Source organism: Fructilactobacillus sp. Tb1 (assembly GCF_050500285.1).
In the GTDB taxonomy this organism is placed as follows: domain Bacteria; phylum Bacillota; class Bacilli; order Lactobacillales; family Lactobacillaceae; genus Fructilactobacillus.
Map to the genome: position 1 here is coordinate 299,784 of NZ_CP191377.1, position 16,877 is coordinate 316,660.

Below are 16,877 nucleotides of genomic sequence, written 5' to 3' on the forward strand. Positions count from 1 at the left end.
TTAATTTCCCCCTGTGTCTTGATTTCGATCGTATTTATTAAGGTGATACTTTTCGATAATTTGAATTATTTTTTGTGCATAGGCTGGATCCGTGGCATACCCATCGATACTCAAACCCTTCGCAGAATCTTTATAATTATCAGCTTGAACTACTTCTTTATATTGTAAAGCATTCCAGTCCGTTCCGTGAGCCAATAGCATTGCATGAGCATCGATTGATTGATTCCAACTGTCATATTTACGAAATATGCCGGTGACCGTCTCTGGTTCTCCATTACGATATTCTGTAGTCGTTAAGCTAACTCCTGGTTGATTAGGCCCAGCTTTAACCCCAAATAAATTATTGTATTTAGCGGATAGTTCACTTTGTCCCCAATTTGATTCTAAGATTGCCTGAGCTAAAGTGATACTTGCTAAAATATTATATTTTTTTTGAACTACAACAGCTTCTGGAAGAATTTTGTTAATGAAGGCTTTGTTCTGTTGGCTAACATTATCTTGATTATAATAAACAAATGCTGGCGAACTAACAAACTTCATCACTCCAATAGCTAAAAATAGTGCTACTACAATCATAATAATAAGTCCAAAACCGGCTACATTACCTTGTTTCTTCGTACTAGAACGTTTGCGTCTATGTCCTCTTCTCTTTGCCACTTTATACACCTACATCCTTCGATATACTTAAATTGTACTACAAAATAGGTTATAATTAACTGGTATAGTATATTGATTATATTGTCCGAGTAATAAACAAGGAGGCGACTATCTTGCCAAAGAAAAACGATGAACTAACAGAAACACAAAAATCACCTTTTGATTTAGGTGACGTTGTTGGTTTCAAGATTAAAAAAGAAGACTTTACTGGTACCATTGAAAAAGCCTACAAAAATGCCTTCTTAGTATCTTTCAAGACTGATGATCCTGACATTTTAGACAGTTACCACGATAAAACAGTTGTGAACTGGAAAGAATTAACTATGATCAAACAAGCTCCACGTCCTGAAAAAGTAGATGAAGAAAAACCTGCTGAAGACGAAAAGAAAAAATAGTTTTCAAAATAAAAAAGCTGATTGAGATGTAATCTCAGTCAGCTTTTTTGTGTTTATTTATTATCTTTTAACATCTTACCAAAGGCAGCTAATTGACCAAATGAGTCATTATCATCATTTGGCACAATGATTAAGTTACCTTGTTTACCGGCTTCACTAATGGCTTCAATTGATTGGGCATTGAAGTATTTAGGGTCTGCTTTAGCTAAAGCTTGTTGTAATTGATCAATTCGGTATTGCTCTGCATCCGCTTTAATCTTGGTGGCATAAGCTTGCGCATCTGCTTCAATTTCCGTTTGTTGCTTATCAGCTTTAGCAGTGGCAATTTTGGCCGCATTCTTAGCATCCGTACTCAAACGAATTTGTTCGGCTTCCCCTTGGGCTTGAGAAATCGTGGCTTGTTTGTTTTTTGAAGCTGTAATTTGATTTTCCATGGCTTCGCTAACTCCTTGAGATGGAGTTAAATCACCAATTTGGACACGTTCAATCATCACACCATAAGTATTAGTCAAATCACCAATATTTTGCATTAAGCTGGTGTTAATTTTTTCAGTTGAGTTCAACACTTCATCAAGATCCATGCTACCAATAATGTCACGAAGCGTCCCACTAACTTGGTAAGCCATCGATTGAATTGAGTTACTGTTACCAAAAGTATACCGTTCAGCATTGGTAATACGGTAATTCAATGTTACCTGAATGCTAATACTAGCGTTATCTTTAGTGATTCCAGTTTGGACTGGTAATGCTAAAGGTTGTGATTGTAAACTAACCGTTTTCACGTGTTCAAAGAATGGAATATAGAAATGTAATCCACTTTCAAATTGACGTGAGTATTTTCCTAAAAATGTGACTAATCCAACGTTATTTTGTTGAATAATTTTAATTCCAAGCATAATAAGCTCCCTTTTCGACTAAATAGAGTTTTTGTTCAGAAACATCTGCAATTACATATGTAGCATGGCGGTCTTGTCTTCCGACTACTTCATAAAAATAAAGACTGCCATTAACCTTAGTTAATCCGTCAGCTTGTAATTGACTTCCATTGATTTCAGTTCCAACTAAATCGGGCATGCCAATTAACGCTGGTTTAGCAAAATGCTGATTTAAAATATTTTCAATTTCTTCCGCCACTGAAATTTGTTTTGCATCCGCTAACATTTGCATGTTTTTCAAAATGCCTTTGTTTAACGAAACCTCTATAGTTTGTTTATCCACTACTGAACCCCCTGATTAACTTTGTGCTAGTTTACCATGAAATTAACTACTCATGTAACTCAATCGGCAAATTATCGGGATCATAAAAGAAAACCATTTTATCTTTGGTATGATCATCGGTTCGAAGCTCATCAACTTTGACTCCTTGTGCTTTCAGAAACGCAATATCGGCTTCGATGTTATCAGTTGCAAAAGCTAAATGACGTAATCCTTGTGCTTCTGGATAACTAACTCGTTTTGGTGCATCAGATTTGATGAATAGTTCCAGTTCCGTATTTGCGTTTATTTGCAAATCAATTTTATAGTCATTTTTTGCAACTCGATGATGTTCTTGGATAACTGTTAGTCCTAAAATATCTACGTAAAAATGAAGTGACTTTTCGTAATCAGAACCAATAATCGCAATGTGATGAATTTTATTTAGTCTCATTTAATTAATCCCTTTATAAAATTTCAATTCCAAGTGAAGTTGCCAAAAATGCTAATTGATTATAATCAATCTTTAGTCACTTAATTAGCTCTGGACTTAATTTAAGATATTCAAAATCACATTCTTGCATAGCAACACTCTTTAATTTAGTAGCGGTAAAATCCGAATTTTCTAAATTACAAATTGCAATGATTTAGCAACGTTACAACTACTAAAATTGCTATCATCACAATTATCCTTTTTAAAAATTACATTAGTTAGTTTAGCAGCAAACAAACTTAAATAAGTACAATCACAATCCATAAATGACACATCTTTAAAAGTACTTTCATCAAATTGAATTCCTAATAAGCGACATCCTTTAAATTTTGAACGATAAATAATACTTTGATTAAAGTTACAGTTGGCAAAATCAATATTATTAAATTCACAGTCTAACCACTCACTATTATCAAAATTTGTTTGCTCAAATTTACAATTATTAAACGTTACCTCTGATACATTAATTCGCTTATTTGATGGTTTAAAACGATAGTCATTGTAAGTCTCACCTGAAATAATCTCATCAAATTCTAAGTAATTATTCATAAATTTCCCCACTATTATGTACAAAAAAAGCACCAGCCTAAGCTGATGCTTTTTCATTAAATTCGTAATTGTTTGGGAGTAAAAACTCCAAGCAAATCTCGAAAGATAAGAAATGGTATGAACCGAATCTTAACGTTTTGAGAATTGACCAGCCTTACGAGCTTTCTTAAGACCTGGTTTCTTACGTTCTTTCATTCTAGGGTCACGAGTCAAAAGACCAGCTCTCTTTAATGATTCACGGAAGTCAGGATCTACATCAAGCAATGCACGAGAAATTCCTAAACGAACTGCTCCTGCTTGACCAGAGAATCCACCACCATTAACATTTGCTAATGTATCGTAGTTACCTAATGTTTCAGTAACATTGAATGGTTGTAAAATAACTTCTCGTAAGTTAGGGAATGGAATGTAAGCTTCAACGTCTTTACCGTTGATAATAACTTTACCAGTACCTGGTACTAAACGTACACGAGCAACTGAGTCTTTACGACGACCTGTACCACTGTATTGAACTTTAGCCATGTGTATATCCTCCTTAAATTAAGTTAGTAATATCTAAAACTTCTGGTTTTTGTGCATCATGCTTGTGATCTTCACCAGCATAAACGTGAAGTTTCAAACCGATTTTACGACCTAATGAGTTGTGTGGAAGCATACCCTTAACAACTTGTTCAATGAACTTTTCAGGTTTTTCAGCACGCAATTTACCAAATGATTCTTGTTTAATTCCACCAATGTATTGAGTGTGGTGGAAGTGCATTTTATCTTTAGCCTTGTGACCAGTTAATGCTACTTGACTAGCATTGATGATGATAACGTTATCACCACAGTCAACGTTAGGTGTGAAAGTTACTTTGTTTTTACCGCGTAAAATTGAAGCAGTAACACTTGCAAGACGACCTACTGGAATTCCAGCAGCATCGATGATGTACCATTTGTGTTCAATTTCACCGGGTTTAGCCATGTATGTTGTACGCACTATAATTTCCTCCGTGTTTCTTTGTTTTGTTCGACACCAATATAAGTTTCCGGGGCTTATTGTGGGGCAAACAATACCATATATAAGTTTACAAATTATATGGTAAAAAGTCAATTGATTTTCTGTAATTAATCTCTATTCTGATGCTTTTTTTGTGAATGTTCTGGATCATCACCCGGATAGTAGACTTGTTTCAAATATAATCCCTCTGCAGGCATCGTTAACCGAGCTTCTTGCCGATCTTTGACTTGCAATAATCTTTGAATATCATGAACCGGTCGTTTCCCCATTCCAATCTCAACTAAAACAGCTGTCATAATTCGAATTTGATTGTACATAAATCCGTCTCCATAAAACTCAAAATGAATTTCATGATTAGCTTCATCATTAACAGCCTTTACCGAAAATACAGTTCTCACTCGACTTCCAGGTTTTGCCCCAGATGCAACAAACGACGAAAAGTCATGTTTACCGACATAGTCCTGAATTGCAATGTTCATCTTGTCAAAATCCATTGGAAAACGCCAATGTGCCGTATAGAAACGCTTAAATGGATCTGTAAATCGTCCGAGTGAAATTTTATAGAGATATTTCTTACCCGTTACGTCATAACGAGCGTGAAAATTAGGATCAGCAATTTCAACCTTCAAAATTTCGATATCTAACGGACACATACTATTTAATCCTTTAAGCATGTTTTCTGCGGGAATATCAAACGGAAAATCAAAATGCGCTACTTGTGCTAAAGCGTGAACCCCAGCATCCGTTCTCCCAGACCCATACACACCAATTTCCGTTTCAGGATTCTTCGCCATGCGATTAACTAACTTAGTTAATACTCCTTCAACGGTTCGTTGTTTGGGTTGTTTTTGAAACCCTGCAAACTTAGTCCCATCATATGCAAATGTAATTTTATATCTAGTTGTCATTAACTAAAAATCCTCATCCAAAATACTGCAATTCCTAAAAGAATTACACAAAGTAACGCAACGTTGTCATGCTTATTCCATTCATATTTTCGATAACTACTTCTGGGTCGATTAGCATCATATCCACTTGCCCCTAAAGCATCTGCTAAATTATCAGCATGACGAAATGATGAAACTAAGATGGGAATTATCAACGAAATAATGTTTTTACACCGTTTGATAATTCCCCCACTATTAAACATCACGCCTCGGGAACGCTGTGCATCCATAATCGTTTGTAGTTCTTCCATCAAGGTTGGAACAAATCGTAGAGAAATTGAAATCATAATGCCAACCGTTTCTACGGGGACTCCAATGTGTTTTAATGGCCCAATTAATTTCTCAACTCCAGTTGCAATTGAGTTAGGTGAGGTCGTCATAGTTAGTAAAGTAGCCTGAATAATAATTAAAACGAATCTAACAAAAATTAAACCAGCAGCCCGCAATCCATAAGAAGTAATTTTAATTGGCCCCCAGCTTAAATATTGGTGACCATGATTACCAAACAGAATCTGAATCACAACTGTAAACATGATTAGCCATACAAAGGGTTTAATTGCTGTTAAAACCGTTTTAATTTGTATCTTAGCTATATATGTTTCTAACACTATAAATCCCGTCAGAAGACCATAATTCCAGATATTATTAGCAAATAAAATCCAAGTAATGATTAATAAAGTTGTAATAATTTTTGCAGTCGGGTTCAAGCGATGAATAGCTGAATTTCCCGGTAAATAATTACCAAAAACAATTTTATTCAATCGCTTTCCCTCCTACTTTTTTGCTAGTTTTTTAATAATTAAATCAACTAATTGCACTTTATCAAGTGGAACTTCAGTTAGTTGAATATCGTTTTTCTGCAATTCTTTATATATTTTAACAGAATCAGGTAACACAACATCTTCCTTTACTGCTTTGAAAAATTCTTGTGGTGTTCCGTCTGTGCTAACTTCTCCATTATCAAGCATCACAACGCGTTTCGCAAATTCGCTCACAACTTTCATATTGTGAGTAATCAGTAAAACTGTCACATTGTATTGTTCATTAAGTCGTTTGATAATATTCAAAATATCTCGTCGTCCAACTTCATCAAGACCAACAGTTGGTTCGTCGAGAATCAAGATTGGTGGCTGCATTGCTAGTACTCCTGCAATTGCAACCCGCCGCATTTGTCCCCCAGATAATTCAAATGGAGAACGGTTAAATAATGTTTCACTAATTCCAACTTCACCTAAAATTTTTTTAGCTAAAGTTTCTGCGTCCGTTTTACTTTTACCAAAATTTTGTGGCCCAAAAGCGACGTCATCAAGGACTGTATCAGCAAACAATTGTTTTTCCGGTGACTGAAAAATCATCCCGACTTCTGATCTAATTTTGAGTAAATCAACTTTAGACATTTTATTTTTCAGCTGCATTTGGTTAACTTTTACTATCCCAGAATCAGTGGTTAATAATCCATTTAGAAGTCGAACTAAGGTAGATTTACCACTGCCAGTTTTTCCGATTAAAGCCACAAATTCACCGTTATTAATCGTTAAATTAATATTTTTAAGGGCCTGTCTTGCAAAAGAGGTCTTTTGAGCATAAGTATAATTAACGTTTTTTAAAATAATTTGGTGATCCATTCAGTTAACCCCCTATCGTCAAGGTATTCTGTAGGCGGATTAAATCCCCTCGCTTTAAAGATAGCTTTAACTTGTTCGGTAAATGGTGGTTGCATCGCTAATTGCTTTAAAATTAACTGGTCCTGATATAAATCACTAGGTTTTCCATTAAAAATCAAAGTTCCATGATTTAATGCAATCACATGATCAACTTTTTCTAACATTTCCATATCATGTGTAATATAAATTACCGTTAGTTGATATTTTGCTTGTAACTCTTTAATTATGTGTTTAATTTCAGTCTTAGCAATTGGATCTAACATACTGGTGGCTTCATCGAGAATTAAAATTGATGGTTCAAGTGCTAAGGCCCGGGCTAACGATACTTTTTGTTTCTGTCCTCCAGATAACAAAGCTGGACTAACACTCCGATATTCAGTCATTCCAACTGCTTTCAGTGCTTTATTAACTCTCTGTTGCATTTCATCATATGCAAGATTACGATTCTCGAGTCCAAAGGCAACGTCTTCTTCTACAGTCGCGCCAATAATTTGATCATCTGGATTCTGAAAAACGATTCCAATTTCTTTACGCAACTTGACTAAGTCATTTTCTGTTAATGCTACTCCATCAATTAAGACTGTTCCAGAAGTTGTCATTAGCAAACCATCAATCAATTTAGCAATCGTACTTTTACCACTACCATTTTGTCCAATTAAAGCCACCGTTTCACCGTTAACAATGCTAAACGATACTTGCTCAAGTGCTTTAACTTGATTGTGATAAGTAAATGTTACTGCCTTAAATTCAATTTTTGGTTGCATCTAATCACTTCCTTTAAAAATATGTATAAAAAAATCACATAAATATGAGGCGCTTGGGTTTCCCCACATTCAAGCTAGACTTGGGAGTTCCCAGCATCATAACGCTTTATGCCTCATATTTAGTGATTCAGTTATTTATGCTATTATCTCAAAATTTATAATTAAACGAATTCTAAGATTACCATTTGTGCACCGTCTCCACGACGAGGCATGGTTTTAAGGATACGAGTGTAACCACCGTTACGGTCCTTGTATTTTGGTGCAATTTCATCAAATAACTTTTGCAAAGCAGTAGTTACTTTGATCTTGTCGCCATCTTCTTTTACATCAGCAACCATGTTTTGAAGGTAAGCAGCAGCTTGACGACGAGCAGCCAAGTCTCCACGTTTACCTAAAGAAACCATCTTATCTGCTGAAGAGCGAACTGTTTTAGCTTTAGCTTCAGTAGTTTCGATACGTCCATTAACGATTAATTCAGTAGTCAAGTTACGAAGCATAGCGCGACGTGGGCCGCTTTCACGACCAAATTTACGATAACTCATAAATGGATATCCTCCTTTTAACTAATCTTCTTTACGAAATGACAAACCTAAAGCATCGATTTTGTGTTCGATTTCTTCAAGTGATTTACGACCAAGGTTACGAACCTTCATCATATCTGCCATTGACTTGTCTGTTAATTCTTGAACAGTGTTAATTCCAGCACGTTTCAAACAGTTGTATGAACGTACAGAAAGATCAAGTTCTTCAATTGACATTTCAAGCATTTTTTCTTTATGGGTTTCTTCTTTTTCAACCATAACGTTAGCTTTTTGAGCTCTGTCAGTTAAGTCAACAAACATATCTAAATGTTGGCTTAAGATCTTTGCTGCTAATGAAATAGCATCTGAAGGAGAAATTGAACCATTTGTCCAAACGTCTAATGTCAACTTGTCGAAATCATCACGTTGTCCTACACGTGTGTCTTCAACTTGGTAGTTAACACGTTCGATTGGGGTATAAATAGAATCGATTGGTAATACACCAATAGGCATATCATCGTTTCTAGCTTTGTTTTCTTCAGCTGATACAAAACCACGACCCTTGTTAGCAGTCATAGTCATATGCAAAGTAGCACCTTCAGCAACAGTAGCGATATGCAAGTCTGGATTGAGAATTGTAGTTTCACTATCTGAAACGATATCAGCAGCAGTAACGTCAGCAGGACCAGTTACATTAATACTCAATGTATGAGGTTCATTATCTTCAGAGTCAATTCTCAACTTAAGCATTTTTAAGTTTAAGATGATCTTAGTAACGTCTTCAGTAACACCTTTTACAGTAGAGAATTCATGTAAAACACCATCGATTTGAACACTAGTTACAGCAGCACCAGGTAATGAGGCAAGTAAAATACGTCTCAATGAGTTACCAAGTGTAGTACCATATCCACGTTCTAATGGTTCTACAACTACTTCACCGTAGTTATTTGTTTCTTCAATTTTATGAATGTTAGGCTTTTCAAATTCAATCATTCTAACTTCTACCCCTTTCAAACAGCGTTGAGTTTCTTACAAAATTAATTTTCATTAAAAAATTAAACTCTACGACGTTTTGGAGGACGACAACCATTATGAGGAACTGGAGTAACGTCACGAATGGCAGCTACTTCCAAACCAGTTGTTTGTAATGCACGGATTGCTGATTCACGACCTGAACCAGGACCTTTAACAGCAACTTCAACTGTCTTCATTCCATGTTCCATTGCTGTTTTAGCAGCAGCTTCTGCAGCCATTTGTGCAGCAAATGGAGTAGATTTACGACTTCCACGGAAACCTAATGCACCAGCAGATGACCAGGCAATAGCATTACCTTGAACATCGGTAATCATAACCAATGTGTTGTTAAATGTTGAGTGAATGTGAGCCACACCAGCTTCAACATGTTTCTTTGCTTTACGCTTACGAGTATTCTTCTTAACCATAAGAACTAGTAACCTCCTTCTTAATTATTATTTCTTGGTTCTCTTACCTTTACGAGTACGAGCATTGTTCTTTGTGTGTTGACCTCTAAGAGGTAATCCACGACGATGTCTCATTCCACGGTATGAACCGATTTCTGATAGTCTCTTGATGTCCATGCTTACTTTACGACGTAAGTCACCTTCGATAAGGAAGTTATCGAGAGCTGCTCTAATCTTATCTTCTTGATCAGGAGTTAAGTCTTGAGTACGTACATCTTCTGAAACACCAGCTTGTTCAAGAACCTTTTTTGAAGTTGCGTCACCAACACCATAGATGTAAGTTAAAGCAACGATAACACGCTTGTTACGTGGTAAATCCACTCCGGCGATACGAGCCATTTAGTCCACCTCCTGTTTAATTACTTACCTTGTCTTTGTTTGTGTTTTGGATTTGCAGAACAAATTACCATAACACGGCCTTTTCTTTTAATAATCTTGCATTGTTCACACATTTTTTTTACTGATGGTCTTACTTTCATCTTATAAACCTCCTAATAAAGGGAAATTACTTAAATCTATAAGTAATTCTACCCTTAGTTAAATCATATGGTGACATTTCAACAGTTACACGGTCTCCTGGAAGTATCTTAATGTAATGCATTCTGATTTTACCAGAAACGTGGGCTAAAATATTAGCACCATTTTCTAGTTCTACTTTAAACATCGCATTAGGTAAGGTTTCAGTAATCTTTCCTTCTACTTCAATTACATTATCTTTAGACAAAACAATCCTCCAAAATCATGATTAATTCAATTCAAATCCAATAAATACTAGCAATCTTCAATATAGCATATACTTGCCTATTAGACAATTAAGAAGACCTTAGTTTAAATTGGTAAGAATCTTATTAATGTCTTTAGTAACATCTGCAATGTCTTGTTCCCCATTAACTGTATGCAATAAGTTTAATTTCTTATAGAAATCGATCAAAGGAGTGTTCATTTTAATGTTCACTTTCAAACGATTTTTAACAGTTTCTGGTTCGTCATCGCTCCGTTGATAAAATACATGTCCACCACAAATATCACACGTACCTTCAACTTTAGGTTTTTTGTACAATTTATGATAAGTAGCACCACAGTTTTTACAAATGAACCGACCTGATAAACGAGCAACTAAGACATCAGGGTTAACTTCAATGTTAATCACTGCATCTAGTTTTTTGTTTAATTTATCAGTCATTACCTCTAATTGTTTGGCTTGTTCTAGAGTTCTAGGAAAACCATCTAAGAGGTAACCGTTCTTAGTGTCATCTTGACGTAATCGTTCTTCAACAATTCCACAAGTAACATCATCAGGAACAAGTTCACCTTTATCAATATACTTTTGAGCTTCAACACCCATAGGAGTCTTTTCCTTCATAGCTGCTCTAAAGATATCTCCAGTAGAGATATGAGGAATACCATATTTTTCAACGATATATTCAGCTTGAGTACCTTTACCGGCACCAGGAAGACCCATTAATAATAAATTCATAGACATATTATTTATCTCCCTTGTCATTATCTTCTGGTTCATTTTGAATGAATCCAACATATTCTTGTCTCATAGTTAAACCTTTAATTTGGTTCATGGTTTCAATTGCAACCCCAACGATAATAAGAAGGTTAGTACCACCTAAACCGATTGAGCTGTTAAGATCCCACAAGTTTTGAGCAATTAAGGGAATTAATGAAACAATACCTAAGAATAAAGCACCAACAGTACTTAATCTCATCAAAAGACGAGATACATAAAGTTGGGTAGATTTACCAGGCCATACTCCAGGAATGTAGCTTCCTTGTTTTTGTAAGTTTTCTGCTAACTTTTCAGGGTTAACTTGAACGAACGCATAGAAGAAAGTAAAGACAACAATCAAAACTGTATAGAATGTAGCACCCATCGGTGTTTGCATATTAAACAATTCTGACATGAATTTAAACCAACCTTGACTACCGTAGTTCTTAGTAAAGAACATTAAGATAGTTTGTGGGGTTGAGATAAATGCACTGGCAAAGATAACAGGAATAACACCAGCAACATTCACCTTCAATGGAAGATAACTGTTTTTTGATGAACCTGTTGCTCTACGAGTATATTGAATTGGAATTCGACGCTCTGCTTGTTGAACCCATGTAACGAAAGTAACAATTACTAACATTGCAATGATAAGTCCAACAACGAATAGTGCTGGTTGCCACAAATCACTAGTTGGAGTTCCTTGGATGTATTGTCTATAAATACTTTCAAGGCCAGTAGGAATATTAGCAACAATTCCAGCAAAAATGATCATTGAAACACCTTGACCGATTCCTTTGTCAGTAATCATGTCACCCATCCAAGTGGTTAACATGGTACCAGCAGTAAGAATCAATCCGATACTAGCATAAGTACTAATACCAGGATTTTCAACTAAGTGTAAACTACTTAAAGCATTGAAACCAGCGGTAATACCGATGGATTGAGCGAAGGCTAAAACAATAGTTAATCTACGAGTAACCTTGTCTAACTTAAGTCTACCCACTTCACCTTGTTTTCCCCATTCTACAAACTTAGGAACAATGTCCATTTGTAATAACTGTACAACAATTTGTGCAGTAATGTATGGGGAAACACCCATGGCGAAGATTGAATAGTTAGTTAATCCTCCACCACTGAAGATGTTTAAAACATTAACTAACCCAGAAGAAGCTACTTCTTGAAGAGCTTTAGCGTTAACACCAGGAACCGTAATGTACGCTCCCAAACGGAAAACAGCTAAGACGAACAACGTAAAAATTATCTTTTTACGAATGTTCTTATCTCCAAATGCACTTTTTAAGGTTGATAACATTAGATCACCTCAGCTTTACCACCAGCGTCTTCAATAGCTTTTTTGGCACTTTCAGAAAATCTGTTAGCGAAAACAGTAAGTTTCTTTTCAAGTTTACCTTCACCAAGAACTTTAACACCATCTTTAACATTCTTAATGATGCCAGCTTGGATTAACAATTCTGGTGTAACTTCTACACCATTATCGAATACGTTAAGATCTTCAACGTTTACGATAACAATTTCTTTACGGTGGATGTTAGTAAATCCACGTTTAGGAATACGACGGTACAAAGGCATTTGTCCACCTTCAAAACCTAAACGAGTCTTTCCACGAGCTTTTTGACCCTTTTGTCCACGACCAGAAGTTTTACCTTTACTTGAACGACCGCGTCCCTTTCTAGTTCTTTCTGAACGAGAACCTTCAGCGTATTTTAATTCGTTTAACTTCATTGAATTGCACCTCCTCTTACTTTAAAATAATTAATCTTTAACTTGTTCAACCTTAATTAAGTGAGCAATTTTAAATAATGCACCACGAGTTGCTGCACTATCAGGTCTGATAACAGAACTGTTAATACGACCTAAACCTAAAGCTTCCACAATCTTACGTTGTTTTGGAAGACGATGAGCAGCACTATGAATCAAAGTGATTTTTAATTGAGCCATCTGTAAATCCTCCTATTCAGCTAAATGATCAACAGAAACACCACGAAGATCTGATACTTCGTTAGCGCTCTTAAGTCCTTTAAGACCTTCGAAAGTTGCACGGATAACGTTGATCTTAGTGTCTGAACCAAGACGTTTACTAGTAACATCATTGATACCTGCTAATTCCATAACGGAACGAACGGCACCACCGGCTGCTACTCCAGAACCTTCTTCGGCTGGTTTCAACATAATTCTTCCACCGCCGTAGACACCGACGATTTCGTGAGGAATAGTAGTTCCAACAATAGGAACTTCAATCAAGTTCTTTCTTGCAGCTTCAACCGCTTTACGGATAGCTTCAGGAACTTCTTGAGCTTTACCTGTACCGAAACCAACGTGACCATTCTTGTCACCAACAACTGCTAAAGCAGCGAAACGTAATCTACGTCCACCTTTAACAACCTTAGTGATTCGGTTAATGGCAACAACGTTATCTTCTAAATCCAATTTGTTTGGATCAATATACTTAGCCATGTGATTTATTCCTCCTTTTATTAAAATTCAAGTCCGTTTTCACGAGCAGCGTCTGCAAGAGCAGCTACACGTCCATGGTATAAGTAACCACCACGGTCAAAAACGACATGTTTAACATTTTTTGCAAGAGCGCGTTCAGCAACTAACTTACCAACACCTTGGGCTTGTTCAGTTTTGTTACCGTCAGCAACTTCTTTGTCGAGAGTTGAGGCACTAGCTAGCGTTACACCCGCTACGTCATCAATAACTTGAGCGTAGATGTTCTTGTTAGAACGGAATACGTCTAAACGTGGGCACTCAGCAGTACCAGCAATTTTATTACGAACACGTTTGTGTCGGATGACACGTGTTTTGTTTTTGCTTGGTTTTGTAATCAAAATAGTCACCTCTATATTATTGTTTATTAAATCCTATTATTTACCAGTCTTACCTTCACGAAGAGTAATGTGTTCGTCTTCATAACGAATACCTTTACCTTTGTAAGGTTCTGGTGAACGAATTGCACGTACTTTAGCAGCAAAGTCTCCAACGTGTTGTTTGTTAATACCAGCAATTTCAATTGTAGTATTATCAGGAACTTTAACGTCTAAGTCTTCAGGAACTGGTACGTCAACAGGGTTTGAGTAACCAACGTTAAGGATCAAATCTGAACCTTTAAGTTGTGTACGGTAACCAACACCGACTAATTTCATAGTCTTGCTGAAACCTTTTTCAACCCCTTCAATCATGTTGGCAAGGTTGGCACGTTGTGTACCGTGTAAGGCACGCATTCTGTTGTCATACTTACCAGTTGGTTCGAAGTTAATTTCGTTACCATTGACGTTCATTGTAACGTCAGCAGCAAATGTTTCTGTTAATTCACCTTTAGGTCCTTTAACAGTAACATCATTTCCGTTACGTGTAACAGTTACACCTTCAGGAATTTCAATTGTTTTATAACCAATTCTACTCATGTGTTAGACACCTCCATCTCTTAATTATTTTTTACCAAACGTAAGCTAATACTTCTCCACCGACTTTTTGAGCGCGGGCTTCTTTATCAGTAATAACACCGTTTGAAGTTGAGATGATCGCGATACCTAAACCATTAAGTACCTTAGGAACATCATCAGATTTAACGTATGAACGTAATCCAGGTTTTGAAATTCTCTTCAAACCTGAGATTACACGTTGATTGTCTTTTCCATATTTAAGGAAAACACGGATAACACCTTGGTTATCATCTTCGATAAACTCAACACGGCTAACGAAACCTTCACGTTTGAGGATTTCAGCAATGTTGCGTTTGATTTTTGATGCAGGAATATCAACAGAATTGTGACGAACCATGTTGGCGTTACGAATTCTTGTTAGAAAATCTGCGATTGGATCTGTCATAGTCATGAACGTACAACCTCCTTTAAAGTTTTGTTTATTCTACCAACTAGCTTTTTTCATACCAGGAATTTGACCCTTGTGGGCAAGTTGTCTTAAACAAATTCGGCATAAGTGGAATTTTTGGTAAACCGCACGAGGTCTACCACAACGTTCGCAACGTGTGTAAGCTTGAACAGCGAACTTAGCTGGACGTTTGCTTTTTGCAACTAATGATTTTTTAGCCAATGTAAAACCTCCTATTTAGCGAATGGCATACCAAATTGACTTAACAATTCGTGTCCTTCTTCGTCAGTATTAGCAGTTGTAACAAGTACGATATCTAAACCTCTAACACGGTTAACATCATCGTAGCTGATTTCAGGGAAAATTAATTGTTCCTTGATACCAAGTGTGTAGTTTCCACGACCATCGAATGAACGACTAGGTACACCATGGAAGTCACGAACACGTGGTAATGAAACGTTAATTAATTTGTCCAAGAAGTCATACATTTTGTCACCACGAAGGGTAACTTTGGCACCAATTGGCATACCTTGACGTAAACGGAAAGTAGCAATTGACTTTTTAGCTTTTGTAACAAGTGGCTTTTGACCAGAAATTAGGGTCAATTCGTTAACAGCTTCATCTAAGTTTTTAGAGTTTGTTACGGCATCACCAACACCCATATTCAAAACAATTTTTTCAAGTTTTGGTCCTTGCATAATTGATGAATAGTTGAATTTTTCAACTAGTGCTGGGAGAATTTCTTTCTTATATCTTTCTTCTAAGCGAGTAGACATGAGATTATTTTCCTCCTTTCACTAACAATCTTAATCGATTGCTTTATGTGATTTCTTTGAAATACGAATTTTTTTACCATCTTTAACTTCGAAGCCAACACGAGTTGGTTCGTTAGTTGATGGATCAATTAACATTACGTTTGATGCGTTGATTGGAGCTTCAACATCAGCAATTCCACCTTGTGGGTTTGCTTGAGAAGCCTTTTGGTGTTTCTTAACTTTGTTGATTCCTTCAACAACTACGCGATTGTCAGCGGCAATGGTTTTGATGACTTGGCCATCTTTACCCTTGTCCTTACCAGCAATAACACGAACTTTGTCACCAGTCTTTAAGAACATAAGTGGCACCTCCTTGATTTGCTTCTAATATTAAAGTACTTCGGGTGCTAATGAAACGATCTTCATGAAGTTGTTGTTACGCAATTCACGGGCAACCGGTCCAAAAATACGAGTACCTTTAGGACTCTTATCATCATTGATTAAAACAGCAGCATTTTCGTCGAAACGGATGTATGAACCATCAGTTCTACGAGAAGCTGATTTAGTTCTAACAACAACAGCTTTAACAACGTCACCTTTTTTGACAACGCCACCTGGTGTTGCTTGTTTAACAGTAGCAACGATAGTGTCACCAACGCCGGCGTAACGAACTCTTGAACCACCTAAAACTTTGATAGTTAATAGTTCACGAGCACCTGAGTTATCGGCAACTTTTAAACGACTTTCTTGTTGGATCATCGTAAAGTTCCTCCCTTCGATTTGAAATCAGAATACGATAAAAAACGATACAAGCTAGATAATAACGGCTTTTTCAACAACATCTAGAAGACGGAAGTGAACAGTCTTTGATAATGGTCTAGTTTCTACGATTTCAACGATATCGTTAATTTTAGCAATACCTTTTTCATCGCGTGCCTTGTATTTCTTAGTGTATTTAATACGTTTACCATAAGTAGGATGTGTTTTAGTAGTTTCTACTGCAACAGTGATAGTTTTATCCATCTTGTCAGAAACAACACGACCTCTATATGTTTTACGTTCATTACGTTCTACGCTCATATAAATATACCCTCCTTTTTA

Annotated in this window: 31 protein-coding genes; 1 reads left to right on the forward strand and 30 read right to left on the reverse strand. The window is 36.3% G+C overall.

Annotated elements, in window-relative coordinates; genetic code table 11:
- The gene (locus ACQW5G_RS01790; RefSeq protein WP_429971376.1) at positions 1–657 is read right to left on the reverse strand and encodes a glycoside hydrolase family 73 protein; all 657 of its coding nucleotides are present in this window, start codon (positions 655–657) and stop codon (positions 1–3) included.
- Positions 658–770: 113 nt separating this feature from the next.
- Here ACQW5G_RS01790 and ACQW5G_RS01795 point away from each other — a divergent pair, with 113 nt between their 5' ends.
- A complete protein-coding gene (locus ACQW5G_RS01795) occupies positions 771–1,052 on the forward strand; it encodes a DUF2187 family protein (RefSeq protein WP_429971377.1) in 282 nt (93 codons plus the stop codon).
- A 53-nt stretch (positions 1,053–1,105) separates the two neighbouring features.
- Here the strand turns inward: ACQW5G_RS01795 and ACQW5G_RS01800 are convergent, their stop codons facing one another.
- From ACQW5G_RS01800 to rpsQ, 29 genes are all read right to left on the reverse strand, one after another.
- On the reverse strand, positions 1,106–1,948 hold the full coding sequence (locus tag ACQW5G_RS01800; RefSeq protein ID WP_429971378.1) for an SPFH domain-containing protein: 843 nt from the start codon (positions 1,946–1,948) through the stop codon (positions 1,106–1,108).
- Positions 1,935–2,270 carry a hypothetical protein gene (locus ACQW5G_RS01805; protein WP_429971379.1) on the reverse strand — a complete coding sequence of 112 codons (336 nt, stop codon included), beginning with the start codon at positions 2,268–2,270 and terminating at the stop codon, positions 1,935–1,937. The genes ACQW5G_RS01800 and ACQW5G_RS01805 overlap by 14 nt, the downstream gene beginning before the upstream one ends.
- 46 nt (positions 2,271–2,316) lie before the next feature.
- Positions 2,317–2,700, reverse strand: coding sequence for an SMU1112c/YaeR family gloxylase I-like metalloprotein (gene gloA2 / locus ACQW5G_RS01810; RefSeq protein ID WP_429971380.1), 384 nt, complete (start codon positions 2,698–2,700; stop codon positions 2,317–2,319).
- Between the two features lie 171 nt (positions 2,701–2,871).
- Positions 2,872–3,288 carry a pentapeptide repeat-containing protein gene (locus ACQW5G_RS01815; RefSeq protein ID WP_429971381.1) on the reverse strand — a complete coding sequence of 139 codons (417 nt, stop codon included), beginning with the start codon at positions 3,286–3,288 and terminating at the stop codon, positions 2,872–2,874.
- Between the two features lie 129 nt (positions 3,289–3,417).
- Positions 3,418–3,810 carry a 30S ribosomal protein S9 gene (gene rpsI / locus ACQW5G_RS01820; protein ID WP_429971382.1) on the reverse strand — a complete coding sequence of 131 codons (393 nt, stop codon included), beginning with the start codon at positions 3,808–3,810 and terminating at the stop codon, positions 3,418–3,420.
- A 13-nt stretch (positions 3,811–3,823) separates the two neighbouring features.
- The gene (gene rplM, locus ACQW5G_RS01825; RefSeq protein WP_429971383.1) at positions 3,824–4,267 is read right to left on the reverse strand and encodes a 50S ribosomal protein L13; all 444 of its coding nucleotides are present in this window, start codon (positions 4,265–4,267) and stop codon (positions 3,824–3,826) included.
- Between the two features lie 128 nt (positions 4,268–4,395).
- Positions 4,396–5,196: a tRNA pseudouridine(38-40) synthase TruA gene (gene truA / locus ACQW5G_RS01830; RefSeq protein WP_429971384.1), complete on the reverse strand. Its 801-nt coding sequence runs from the start codon at positions 5,194–5,196 to the stop codon at positions 4,396–4,398.
- Positions 5,196–5,996 carry an energy-coupling factor transporter transmembrane component T family protein gene (locus tag ACQW5G_RS01835; RefSeq protein WP_429971385.1) on the reverse strand — a complete coding sequence of 267 codons (801 nt, stop codon included), beginning with the start codon at positions 5,994–5,996 and terminating at the stop codon, positions 5,196–5,198. The genes truA and ACQW5G_RS01835 overlap by 1 nt, the downstream gene beginning before the upstream one ends.
- Positions 5,997–6,008: 12 nt before the next feature.
- Positions 6,009–6,860, reverse strand: a complete 852-nt coding sequence (locus ACQW5G_RS01840; RefSeq protein WP_429971386.1) for an energy-coupling factor transporter ATPase — start codon at positions 6,858–6,860, stop codon at positions 6,009–6,011.
- A complete protein-coding gene (locus ACQW5G_RS01845; protein ID WP_429971387.1) occupies positions 6,839–7,663 on the reverse strand; it encodes an energy-coupling factor transporter ATPase in 825 nt (274 codons plus the stop codon). Before ACQW5G_RS01845 ends, ACQW5G_RS01840 begins: the two co-directional genes overlap by 22 nt.
- 161 nt (positions 7,664–7,824) lie before the next feature.
- Positions 7,825–8,205: a 50S ribosomal protein L17 gene (gene rplQ, locus ACQW5G_RS01850; RefSeq protein ID WP_429971388.1), complete on the reverse strand. Its 381-nt coding sequence runs from the start codon at positions 8,203–8,205 to the stop codon at positions 7,825–7,827.
- A 21-nt stretch (positions 8,206–8,226) separates the two neighbouring features.
- Positions 8,227–9,177 carry a DNA-directed RNA polymerase subunit alpha gene (locus tag ACQW5G_RS01855; protein WP_429971389.1) on the reverse strand — a complete coding sequence of 317 codons (951 nt, stop codon included), beginning with the start codon at positions 9,175–9,177 and terminating at the stop codon, positions 8,227–8,229.
- Between the two features lie 62 nt (positions 9,178–9,239).
- Entirely contained in the window at positions 9,240–9,626 is a 387-nt protein-coding gene (rpsK, locus tag ACQW5G_RS01860; RefSeq protein WP_429971390.1) for a 30S ribosomal protein S11, read from the reverse strand.
- A gap of 27 nt (positions 9,627–9,653) precedes the next feature.
- Complete coding sequence (rpsM, locus tag ACQW5G_RS01865) at positions 9,654–10,004, reverse strand: 30S ribosomal protein S13 (protein ID WP_429971391.1); 351 nt, start codon at positions 10,002–10,004, stop codon at positions 9,654–9,656.
- Positions 10,005–10,024: 20 nt separating this feature from the next.
- Positions 10,025–10,144, reverse strand: coding sequence for a 50S ribosomal protein L36 (gene rpmJ / locus ACQW5G_RS01870; RefSeq protein WP_014082355.1), 120 nt, complete (start codon positions 10,142–10,144; stop codon positions 10,025–10,027).
- A gap of 26 nt (positions 10,145–10,170) precedes the next feature.
- On the reverse strand, positions 10,171–10,389 hold the full coding sequence (gene infA, locus ACQW5G_RS01875) for a translation initiation factor IF-1 (RefSeq protein ID WP_429971392.1): 219 nt from the start codon (positions 10,387–10,389) through the stop codon (positions 10,171–10,173).
- Positions 10,390–10,488: 99 nt separating this feature from the next.
- A complete protein-coding gene (locus ACQW5G_RS01880) occupies positions 10,489–11,142 on the reverse strand; it encodes an adenylate kinase (RefSeq protein ID WP_429971866.1) in 654 nt (217 codons plus the stop codon).
- A gap of 7 nt (positions 11,143–11,149) precedes the next feature.
- A complete protein-coding gene (gene secY / locus ACQW5G_RS01885) occupies positions 11,150–12,478 on the reverse strand; it encodes a preprotein translocase subunit SecY (RefSeq protein ID WP_429971393.1) in 1,329 nt (442 codons plus the stop codon).
- Positions 12,478–12,909, reverse strand: coding sequence for a 50S ribosomal protein L15 (rplO, locus tag ACQW5G_RS01890; RefSeq protein WP_429971394.1), 432 nt, complete (start codon positions 12,907–12,909; stop codon positions 12,478–12,480). Before rplO ends, secY begins: the two co-directional genes overlap by 1 nt.
- Positions 12,910–12,939: 30 nt before the next feature.
- Positions 12,940–13,125, reverse strand: a complete 186-nt coding sequence (gene rpmD / locus ACQW5G_RS01895; RefSeq protein WP_429971395.1) for a 50S ribosomal protein L30 — start codon at positions 13,123–13,125, stop codon at positions 12,940–12,942.
- Positions 13,126–13,137: 12 nt separating this feature from the next.
- Entirely contained in the window at positions 13,138–13,641 is a 504-nt protein-coding gene (rpsE, locus tag ACQW5G_RS01900; protein ID WP_429971396.1) for a 30S ribosomal protein S5, read from the reverse strand.
- Positions 13,642–13,661: 20 nt separating this feature from the next.
- Positions 13,662–14,018 carry a 50S ribosomal protein L18 gene (gene rplR, locus ACQW5G_RS01905; protein WP_429971397.1) on the reverse strand — a complete coding sequence of 119 codons (357 nt, stop codon included), beginning with the start codon at positions 14,016–14,018 and terminating at the stop codon, positions 13,662–13,664.
- 36 nt (positions 14,019–14,054) lie between these two features.
- Complete coding sequence (gene rplF, locus ACQW5G_RS01910) at positions 14,055–14,594, reverse strand: 50S ribosomal protein L6 (protein WP_429971398.1); 540 nt, start codon at positions 14,592–14,594, stop codon at positions 14,055–14,057.
- A gap of 31 nt (positions 14,595–14,625) precedes the next feature.
- Complete coding sequence (rpsH, locus tag ACQW5G_RS01915) at positions 14,626–15,024, reverse strand: 30S ribosomal protein S8 (RefSeq protein ID WP_429971399.1); 399 nt, start codon at positions 15,022–15,024, stop codon at positions 14,626–14,628.
- Positions 15,025–15,057: 33 nt separating this feature from the next.
- The gene (locus ACQW5G_RS01920; protein ID WP_395319251.1) at positions 15,058–15,243 is read right to left on the reverse strand and encodes a type Z 30S ribosomal protein S14; all 186 of its coding nucleotides are present in this window, start codon (positions 15,241–15,243) and stop codon (positions 15,058–15,060) included.
- Positions 15,244–15,254: 11 nt separating this feature from the next.
- A complete protein-coding gene (rplE, locus tag ACQW5G_RS01925) occupies positions 15,255–15,797 on the reverse strand; it encodes a 50S ribosomal protein L5 (protein WP_429971401.1) in 543 nt (180 codons plus the stop codon).
- Positions 15,798–15,827: 30 nt separating this feature from the next.
- Positions 15,828–16,136, reverse strand: coding sequence for a 50S ribosomal protein L24 (gene rplX / locus ACQW5G_RS01930; RefSeq protein WP_429971403.1), 309 nt, complete (start codon positions 16,134–16,136; stop codon positions 15,828–15,830).
- Positions 16,137–16,166: 30 nt separating this feature from the next.
- On the reverse strand, positions 16,167–16,535 hold the full coding sequence (gene rplN, locus ACQW5G_RS01935; RefSeq protein WP_429971404.1) for a 50S ribosomal protein L14: 369 nt from the start codon (positions 16,533–16,535) through the stop codon (positions 16,167–16,169).
- 54 nt (positions 16,536–16,589) lie between these two features.
- On the reverse strand, positions 16,590–16,856 hold the full coding sequence (gene rpsQ, locus ACQW5G_RS01940; RefSeq protein ID WP_429971405.1) for a 30S ribosomal protein S17: 267 nt from the start codon (positions 16,854–16,856) through the stop codon (positions 16,590–16,592).
- Positions 16,857–16,877: the final 21 nt, after the last annotated feature.